Origin of the sequence: Bacillus sp. JJ1127 (genome assembly GCF_036965845.1) — a bacterium.
In the GTDB taxonomy this organism is placed as follows: Bacteria; Bacillota; Bacilli; order Bacillales; family Bacillaceae_G; genus Bacillus_A.
The window spans coordinates 1-1,074 of sequence record NZ_JBALQK010000451.1 but is presented as its reverse complement, the minus strand read 5'-3'; the positions used below and the strand labels follow the sequence as shown (position 1 = coordinate 1,074).

At 33.7% G+C, this 1,074-nt stretch carries 1 protein-coding gene; it reads left to right on the top strand.

What is annotated here, in order from left to right; all coding sequences use genetic code 11:
* Positions 1 to 308 precede the first annotated feature (308 nt).
* Entirely contained in the window at positions 309 to 1,070 is a 762-nt protein-coding gene (locus V7183_RS25805; RefSeq protein WP_335361318.1) for a class I SAM-dependent methyltransferase, read from the top strand.
* Positions 1,071 to 1,074: the final 4 nt, after the last annotated feature.

Sequence of the window (1,074 nt, the reverse complement as noted above, 5' to 3'; positions counted from 1 at the left end):
CGATTATAAAACGACTGGATTTAGTATTACGAGCCCTAGTGAAACACTTGTATATGGCCTTTCAATTAAAAAATAAGAAATACCCTTGTTTCTTCTTTGAAGCAAGGGTATTTCTTATTTCCTATTAAATCCACTTTCAGCAGGTATTATACTTGTAAATCTAGAAAATAAAATAACATGCCTTTATCAGGAGTGGTTCCTTATGAAAATACTAGAACATGAAACATAACAACGATATATTTTAATTAGAGGTCCTCCATTTATGTTCGTTTACTCTATTTTTAACATAACGAGCAGGAGGATGTAACATGAAACATGATAAATTATTTTTAGCACTTTTAGAAAACGCAAATACAAGCTTTAGTGGGTGGGATTTTTCCTTTATTACAGAAACTGGTCGCATGAAGAGTCAGTTACTATCTTGGTCATATGGTAGTATGGCCTTTCAGCTTATACAAAATGCAAATGCTATGCTGGATATGGGAACAGGTGGCGGAGAGTTTTTATCAATGTTAAAACCCTTTCCCCCTTCTGTTTATGCGACTGAAGGCTATACCCCAAATATCCCGATAGCAAAAAACAAATTAGAACCTTTAGGTGTAAAAGTTGTAGAAGTAGCTAGCGATAATGCTTTACCATTTGCTGATAAACAATTCGATTTAATTTTAAATCAACATGAATCCTATGTAGCATCAGAGGTAAAAAGAATTCTATCTCCAAACGGCATATTTCTTACCCAACAAGTAGGCGGGCTTGACTGTGCTGAAATCAATGAACACTTGAGCGTACCACTTAATCAAGAATATGCAGATTGGACTTTAGAAACAGCCTGTAACGCGTTACAGCAAAACGGTTTTACCATTTTAAAATCAAAAGAAGAGTTCCCACTTCAAAGATTTTATGACATCGGTGCTTTAATCTACTATCTAAAAGCAATACCTTGGCAAATCCCTGAGTTTACTACTGAAAAATATTACAACAAGTTATATAATATACATCAATTGATCTTACAAAAAGGGTATTTTGATGTAAAACAGCACCGATTCTTAATACAAGCTAGATATCAATAAAAAC

Coding starts and splice junctions, on each gene's coding strand:
- V7183_RS25805 (WP_335361318.1), top strand. CDS start 309: ATGAAACATGATAAATTATTTTTAGCACTTTTAGAAAACGCAAATACA.